The following is a 7813-nucleotide window of genomic DNA, read 5'->3' as shown; positions in this document are numbered from 1 at the left end:
AAAACCCTAAACTTGGCTCAGCAATCGTTGGTTACATCTTTGATTTCTCGCGGAGTAACTTGTGATGCTGATAATCTGTTGACTAGCAGTCTGACTCCACAAGCACCCACACGAATTGCTTGATTCAGTTGTTAAAGAGCGGTTGGTCAAGATCTTTCGTCTCAACCGAGGCGCGCATTCTACAGCAGCCTCATTTGCTGTCAAGTGATTTTTTTCAGAAGTTTTCAAGGAATCCTTAACAACTTCAACCACTTGCGCTTTCGATCTCTCGTCAGCGGGAGGCGAATTCTACAGCGTTACTCGCTGCTGTCAACACCTCTTTTTCAACTTCCTTGGCGCTTCGATGACCTGAAGCGACCTGCTGCCGAAAACCGCGTAACTCTTTGTTTATCAAGGAGTTTTCCGTTTCGACTGCGCCGGAAGTGGGGCGAATTATAGGCCTCCAGAATCTGCCGTCAAGCACTGATTCAGGCTTTCTACCGATATGTGCAAAAACACAGCTTATATATAGACGCGCCTGCGGGGAATGCGCAGTATATTGCCCAACACAAATAGAAACGCCTTGATTCCCATATTCCGGACGATGCCACCTAATGAATGATCAGCCTCGCAGCTTGGCTTCTACCCTGTTCTCGGTTGGACTGCTGCTCATAGCCATGGCGTCGATCCAGTCCGGAGCCTCCCTGGCCAAAAGCATGTTCTCCGTCGTCGGCCCCCAAGGGACGACGACATTACGGCTGATTTTTGCCAGTATGATCATGATGCTGATACTGCGTCCATGGCGGGCAAAGCTTACCGCAAGGTCCCTGCGCACCGTCATCGTCTACGGGATGGCACTGGGTGGCATGAACTTCCTCTTCTATATGTCATTGCAAACCGTACCGCTGGGTATCGCGGTGGCGCTTGAGTTCACCGGCCCATTGGCGGTGGCGATCTACGCCTCGCGTCGCGCGATCGACTTTTTGTGGATCACCTTGGCCGCCATCGGCTTGCTGCTACTGATACCGACTGGTGAAACGAGCGCAGGAATCGATCTGGTAGGCGCCGGTTATGCCTTGGGGGCAGGGATCTGCTGGGCACTGTACATTCTGTTCGGGCAAAAAGCGGGGGCCGATAATGGCGTGCAAACCGCCGCGCTGGGGGTAATGATCGCTGCGCTCTTCGTAGCCCCTATCGGCATTGTCCATGCTGGTTCCGCTTTGCTGACCCCTTCACTGATCCCTGTAGCCCTCGGCGTCGCTGCCTTGTCCACCGCCCTCCCCTACACCCTGGAAATGGTCGCCCTGACCCGCATGCCCGCCAGAACCTTCGGTACGCTGATGAGCATCGAGCCCGCCTTCGGCGCGTTATCAGGCTTGCTGTTCCTTCATGAATACCTCTCGCTGTCGCAGTGGATGGCAATCATGTGCATCATTCTGGCCTCCGTCGGTGCAACCATGACCATGGGCAATGCCACCAGGCCAGCAGTCGCGGCAGATTAATAGCAGATAAGACACAGGTCTGGTATTTGCCGCTCAATTAGGCCATGTTTAGTCCCGCCCCAGAGTCATACCATGGACAATTTCAGATAGGGATATCGGTACGCTTCAAGCAAAAGCGAATGCAGCCAGACCCGGGCACAAGATCCGGGGACGCTATAAGGACAGTAATGAAACGATTTTTGATGCTGATCGCCGCACTTGCAATTGCGGGCTGCGCAGCGACATCCGACACACAGATCAAGCACGGCAAGAAAGGGCTACACATCAACTGTTCCGGACTTTCTTCGTCCTGGGACAAGTGCTACGCCAGCGCCGCCAACTCCTGCGCGCCCAAGGGATACAAGGTCATCGCCAAGTCGGGAGACGCCGTGGAAGAACCCGGTGATTATCCGTTTGGCCTCAACCCCGCGGGCTATACCAGCCGCAGCATGATTGTCATCTGCAAATAGGCAGGGCCGTCGCGTCAGGTTCCCGAACTTGCGATCTGACGGCCGATTTCCTCGTAACTGGACTTCAGCACCGTGCGCTGGACATCCGGGCTAGCCAACATGCGCGCCACGACCAGCGCGCCAATGCATTGCGACAGAATTGCCCACGCCAAGCTGTCGCTTTGCAGGACACCCGCCCAACTTTGCTGAAGGCGGCAAATCCAGTGCTCTGCCTGTTGGCGGACACTCACATCGGAGCGGGCAATTTCCGCCCCCAATGCCGGTAACGCACAACCGGTTTCCGGATTCTCGACGTGAGACATGCTCAGGTACATTTTCAGGCAGCGCTCAAGCTTGTCACGGTCCTGTCCTTCCCCCAGCCGCACCAGACTTTGCCCCAACTCACGTTCGACAATGCTTGCGAACAACTCGTCTTTCGACGAGAAGTGACTGTAGAAGGCCCCGCCACTCAGGCCAATGGCTTTCATCAGCCCGTCTACACCCACCGTGGAAAAACCGGACTTCTTGGCCGACAACGCACTGCTTTCCAGCAGCCTTTGCCTGGTTTCCAGCTTGTGACTGGCTGAATAACGCATTGTCTTTCCCCTGAGTTGCTCACCTTGACGTCTGTCGAATCATAGCATAACGTTCGTTTAGTTAACGATCGTTTACCAAAGGGATCAACCCATGAATAACAAGAAGGTCGTATTGGTTGTCGGTGCAGGTGATGCCACGGGCGGCGCCATTGCCAAGCGGTTTGCCCAAGAAGGCTTGGTCGCCTGTGTCACTCGCCGCAGCGCGGACAAGCTCCAGCCACTGGTGGAGGCCATCAAGGCCGATGGCGGCGAGGCCCACGGGTTTGCCTGCGATGCACGTAAAGAAGAAGACGTGATCGCGCTGGTCGAGCAGATCGAAAGCCAGATCGGCCCCATCGAAGCATTTGTCTTCAACATCGGCGCCAACGTGCCGTGCAGCATTCTCGAAGAAACCGCCCGCAAGTATTTCAAGATCTGGGAAATGGCCTGTTTTTCCGGTTTTCTCAATGCCCGTGAAGTGGCCAAGCGCATGGCCTGGCGCCAGCGCGGCACGATCCTGTTCACCGGCGCCACCGCCGGCATGCGTGGCGCTGCCGGGTTCGCCGCTTTTGCCGGTGCCAAGCACGGCATTCGAGCTTTGGCGCAAAGCATGGCCCGGGAGCTCGGGCCGATGAACATTCACGTTGCCCATGTCATCGTCGATGGCGCCATCGATACCGATTTCATCCGTGACAGCTTCCCCGAGAAATACGCTACCAAGGATCAGGATGGCATCCTCAATCCCGAGCATATCGCCGAAAACTATTGGTACCTGTACAGCCAGCCCCGCGATGCCTGGACCTTCGAGCTGGACCTTCGCCCCTGGAGCGAACGCTGGTAATCGCCCACACACAACAATAAGACGAGCGCCTTGAACATGAGCAAAACCGTGGAGTTCTACTTCGACCTCGGCAGCCCCGCCACCTATCTGGCCTATACCCAGCTACCGAAGATTTGCGCACAGACCGATACCCGGCTGGTCTACATTCCGCTCTTGCTGGGCGGCGTATTCAAAGCCACCGGCAATGCTTCTCCAGCGACTATCCCGGCCAAGGGCCGCTACATGTTTCAGGACCTGGACCGCTACGCCAAACGCTACGGCGTGCCCCTCAAATTCAATCCGCACTTCCCGATCAACACCTTGATGCTCATGCGCGCCGTAACGGGCATGCAATTGCGCCACCCGGAACGCTTTGCCGCCTTCCTCGACTGCCTGTTCAAGGCCATCTGGGTAGAGGGTCGCAGCCTGGACGAACCGGCAACCGTCGCCGCAGTGCTCAGCGAAAACGGCTTCAACCCACAGGAAGTGCTGGCCCTGACCGCCGATGAAGAAATCAAGACGGCGCTCAAGGACAACACCGAAAAAGCCGTACAGCGAGGCGTATTCGGAGCTCCGAGCATGTTTGTCGACAACCAGCTGTACTTCGGTCAGGATCGACTGGACTTCGTGCTCGAAGCCCTGAGTTAGACCTCGATGACCAACCGCCCCTTTGCCGCTCCCGACAAGAGCAGTGTATGGGCGGCTTCTGCCGACTCCAGTGTGAACGAGTGCGGGTCAAGCAACGGCACGAGCTTACCCGCCTCGATCAACCGCGCCGCCTCGCGCAGAATCTCGCCGTGATGCTCGCGTCCCTGGCCCGTCAACAGTGGCAGCAGGGTGAAGACACCGGAATAAGTCGCCCCGCGAAAGGACAGCGGTGCCAGGCTGTGCTGGCCCCACCCCAGGCAACTGAGTACATGACCGTGATACACCCGGGCAGCCTTGAATGACGCATCCAGCGTTTCGCCCCCCACTGTGTCATAGACAATGTCGAAACCCTCACCGGCCGTGTGCTCGGCCACATAGTCTTCGACCGAAGACTTGCGGTAATCGATAAACGTCGCGCCGAACCCTTCGATGATCGATTGCTGCCCGGCCGAGCCCGTGGCAAAAACCTCAGCACCAAAAGCGCGGGCGATTTGTACCGCTACATGTCCGACGCCCCCGGCACCGCCATGAATCAATACCTTCTGCCCGGGTCGAACACGAGCCCGGTCCACCAGGCCTTCCCAAGCGGTGATCAGCACCAGTGGCAATCCGGCCGCTTCGCGCATGCTCAGGTTGTGCGGTTTGCGAGCCAACAGGCGGGCATCGACCGCCGCGTATTCGGCCAATGAACCTTGAATACCACCAATACCGGTGGCCATCGCGTATACCTCATCCCCCGGCAGCCAGCCACTGACGCCCTCGCCCAGCGCCTCTACGGTCCCGGCCAGATCCATTCCCACGATCGCCGGCAGTGGTTGCCCCGCATGAGTCGCCTGCCCGGAGCGGATTTTTCCATCCAGTGGATTCACACCGCTGGCCTTGATCCTGACCAATACCTGCCCGGCCTGTGGCACGGGCCGCGCGATGGAAACCAGGCGTAACGGGGCATTGGCCGAGTCGATCATCAGAGCGCGCATGTTCAGTGTGTCAGTCATTTCGCCATCTCCCATCAGAAGTGAATACAGGGTGAATCTTGCCTCGCCCTATACATGCCGATAAGACGCTATATCGCTATAGTGATCATGCCGATACAGCATCAATGAGAAATACCGTGGACACACTCAATGCAATGGCGATTTTCGTACGGGTGGTTGAGCGTGGCAGCTTTTCCGCCGTTGCCCGGGAGTTGCAGACCAGTCAGCCAACCATCAGCAAGGTGCTGCAAGCGCTGGAAACCCGATTGGGCGGAAAGCTGATTGCCCGCAGTACCCGCAAGCTATCGCTGACGGACGAAGGTCAGCGCTACTACAACGAATGCCGGGTCATCCTCGCTGCCGTGGATGCGGCGGAACACAGCTTCCAGTCCGGCCGGGAGCGGGTTGCAGGGCCTCTGAAAATCGGTTCGTCGGTCAGTTTCGGCCGCTTGCATATCGCCCCCCGATTGCCGGACTTTCTCAGGCACTACCCTGACGTACAGATAGACCTGCAACTGAACGATCAGAACCAGGATCTGGTCAGCGAAGGGCTGGACGTCACCTTCCGGATCGGTGCCCTGAACGACAGTGGCCTGATCGCTCGCCTGGTGGGTACGACCCATCGGGTGACCGTCGCATCACCTGACTACCTCAGGCAATACGGCCAACCGCAAACACCGCAGGAGCTGGGCAGGCACAACTGCCTGATGTTCAACCTGCTGAGCAGTCAAAACCTGTGGGTTTACACAAAAGATGCGCAGCGTCATGAGGTGCGGATCAAGGGCAATGCGCAGAGCAACAGTTCCGAGGCGATCCGCGAACTGGTGCTGGGGGGATTGGGGATTGCGCTGTCGCCGGTGTGGTTGTTCAGCGAGGACCTGAAAGCCGGGAGCGTGACGGCGATTCTTCAGGACTACACGGCGCAGTCGCTACCGATTCATGCCGTGTCCCCGGCGAATCGTCGCCAATCCGCCAGGGTCAAAGCCTTTGTTGACTACATGAGCCGGGCGCTGGAGACAGCGCCCGAACTGAAAGCAATCAAATAGCCGCGGTACGGGTGTTCAGCCACTCGAGGGCTGCACCCTCGACCAATGGGCTCAGGCGTTCGCGCACTTCGGCGTGGTAGGCATTGAACCACTGCTTTTCGTCTTCGGTCAGCAGCGAGGTTTCCAGGCAACGGGTGTCAATCGGGCACAGAGTCAGCGTTTCGAACTTCAGGAACTCACCGAATTCGCTTTTGCCTGCCTCACGGTTCATCGCCAGGTTTTCGATCCGCACGCCCCAACGGCCCGGACGATAGGTGCCCGGCTCAATGGACGTGATCATGCCCGGTTGCATCGCCGTTTGCGGGGCAGGCGCAGCCTGATAGGCGATGACTTGCGGACCTTCATGAACGTTGAGGAAGTAACCGACGCCATGACCGGTGCCGTGACCGTAGTCGACACTTTCCGCCCAGATGGGCGCACGGGCGATGGCATCGAGCAGCGGCGACAGAATGCCTTTCGGGAACTGCGCGCGGGACAAGGCAATCACGCCCTTGAGCACGCGGGTGCAATCGCGTTTTTGCTCATCGGTCGGGGTGCCCACTGCAACCATCCGCGTGATGTCGGTGGTACCGCCCAGGTACTGGCCGCCGGAGTCGATCAACAGCAGACCGTCCCCTTCGATGACCGCGTGCTCCTCTTCGGTGGCGTGGTAGTGCGGCATCGCGCCATTGGCGTTGTAGGCGGCAATGGTATTGAAGCTCAGCGACACATAATCTGGACGGCGCTCACGGGCAGCGGTGAGTTTTTCGTCGATGGTCAATTCGGTGATGCGCTCACGGCCCAACGCCGAGTCCAGCCAGGCGAAGAATTCGCACAGTGCTGCGCCGTCCTGCTCCATGGCCTGGCGGATGTGTTCGGCGTCGGCCAGGCTTTTTTGCGACTTGGCCAGAGTGGTCGGGTTCAGGCCCTCGATCAGTTTCACCCCGCTGTCGAGGTTGTCCAGCAACCCCGCCGTGACCCGCGCCGGGTCGACTTGCAGGCTCGCGCCGCTCGGCACGGAGCGCAGTGCGGCAGCGACCTCGCTGTAGTCGCGCAAGGTCACGCCATCCTGCTCAAGGATGGCGCGCAGTTCGGCACTGACTTTGCTCAGGGCGACAAACAGCGTGGCCTGTTGCTGGTTGATCAAGGCGAAGGAAACGAATACCGGGTTGAACGACACGTCGCCGCCACGCAGGTTGAACAGCCAGGCGATGTCATCGAGGGTGGCGATGAAATGCCAGTCGGCGCCACGGACCTTAAGGGTTTCACGCAATTTGGCGAGTTTTTCGCCACGGCTGACGGTCGCTTGTGGAGGCAGGTGCTGATAGATCGGTTCGTTCGGCAGGCTTGGGCGATCGCTCCAGACTCCGCCAAGCAGGTCGATGTCGGTGCGCAGGCGGGCGCCACGCTCTTCAAGTTTAGCGCCCAGGGTCCGTGCCGAGGCCACAGCCATGACCGCGCCATCGACCGCGACGACGCCACCCTCGGGGGTTTGCTCGGCCAGCCATTCCAGTGGCCCGGGTTGACCCGGTTGCAGCTTGACCAGGTCAATGCCGCTGCCCTTGAGTTCCTTGGTCGCCTGCTCCCAATAACGGCTGTCGGCCCAGACGCCGGCAAAATCCGGGGTCACGATCAGGGTGCCGACCGAACCATGGAAACCCGACAACCACTGGCGCCCCTGCCAGTAACCCGGCAGGTATTCGGACAGGTGCGGGTCGGCCGACGGCACCAGCAAGGCGTGAATGCCCTCCCGGCTCATCAGTTCGCGGGTTTGCGCCAAGCGCTGGGGCACCGATCCATTGATCGAAAGCTGCGTATTCATCGTGTCTCCTGCTAACCACTTCATCATTATTGTTGAGTGC

General features: G+C 58.8%; 8 protein-coding genes. 5 read left to right on the top strand and 3 right to left on the bottom strand.

Translation table 11 applies throughout. The annotated features are described in order from the left end of the window. The first annotated feature begins 593 nt into the window (after positions 1–593). Positions 594–1481 carry a threonine/homoserine exporter RhtA gene (rhtA, locus tag KW846_RS14500; RefSeq protein WP_218482963.1) on the top strand — a complete coding sequence of 296 codons (888 nt, stop codon included), beginning with the start codon at positions 594–596 and terminating at the stop codon, positions 1479–1481. A gap of 167 nt (positions 1482–1648) precedes the next feature. Beyond that, positions 1649–1930 carry a hypothetical protein gene (locus KW846_RS14495; RefSeq protein WP_218482961.1) on the top strand — a complete coding sequence of 94 codons (282 nt, stop codon included), beginning with the start codon at positions 1649–1651 and terminating at the stop codon, positions 1928–1930. Between the two features lie 14 nt (positions 1931–1944). Here the strand turns inward: KW846_RS14495 and KW846_RS14490 are convergent, their stop codons facing one another. Further along, complete coding sequence (locus KW846_RS14490; protein WP_218482959.1) at positions 1945–2505, bottom strand: TetR/AcrR family transcriptional regulator; 561 nt, start codon at positions 2503–2505, stop codon at positions 1945–1947. Positions 2506–2596: 91 nt separating this feature from the next. On the opposite strand from KW846_RS14490, the gene KW846_RS14485 reads away from it, so the two are divergent. Further along, on the top strand, positions 2597–3325 hold the full coding sequence (locus KW846_RS14485) for an SDR family oxidoreductase (protein WP_218482957.1): 729 nt from the start codon (positions 2597–2599) through the stop codon (positions 3323–3325). 36 nt (positions 3326–3361) lie between these two features. Next, a complete protein-coding gene (locus KW846_RS14480; RefSeq protein ID WP_007973404.1) occupies positions 3362–3952 on the top strand; it encodes a 2-hydroxychromene-2-carboxylate isomerase in 591 nt (196 codons plus the stop codon). Here the strand turns inward: KW846_RS14480 and KW846_RS14475 are convergent. Beyond that, on the bottom strand, positions 3949–4947 hold the full coding sequence (locus KW846_RS14475; protein ID WP_218482955.1) for a zinc-dependent alcohol dehydrogenase family protein: 999 nt from the start codon (positions 4945–4947) through the stop codon (positions 3949–3951). The two genes, KW846_RS14480 and KW846_RS14475, sit on opposite strands and share 4 nt — an antisense overlap. A 104-nt stretch (positions 4948–5051) precedes the next feature. Here KW846_RS14475 and KW846_RS14470 point away from each other — a divergent pair, with 104 nt between their 5' ends. Then, positions 5052–5972, top strand: a complete 921-nt coding sequence (locus KW846_RS14470; RefSeq protein ID WP_218482952.1) for a LysR family transcriptional regulator — start codon at positions 5052–5054, stop codon at positions 5970–5972. Here the strand turns inward: KW846_RS14470 and KW846_RS14465 are convergent. Continuing rightward, positions 5965–7773, bottom strand: a complete 1809-nt coding sequence (locus KW846_RS14465; protein ID WP_218482950.1) for an aminopeptidase P family protein — start codon at positions 7771–7773, stop codon at positions 5965–5967. The two genes, KW846_RS14470 and KW846_RS14465, sit on opposite strands and share 8 nt — an antisense overlap. Positions 7774–7813: the final 40 nt, after the last annotated feature.

Source organism: Pseudomonas sp. PDM32, from assembly GCF_019219225.1.
GTDB classification, from domain to species: domain Bacteria; phylum Pseudomonadota; class Gammaproteobacteria; order Pseudomonadales; family Pseudomonadaceae; genus Aquipseudomonas; species Aquipseudomonas laurylsulfatiphila.
This window is presented reverse-complemented; position numbering and strand designations above follow the sequence as displayed.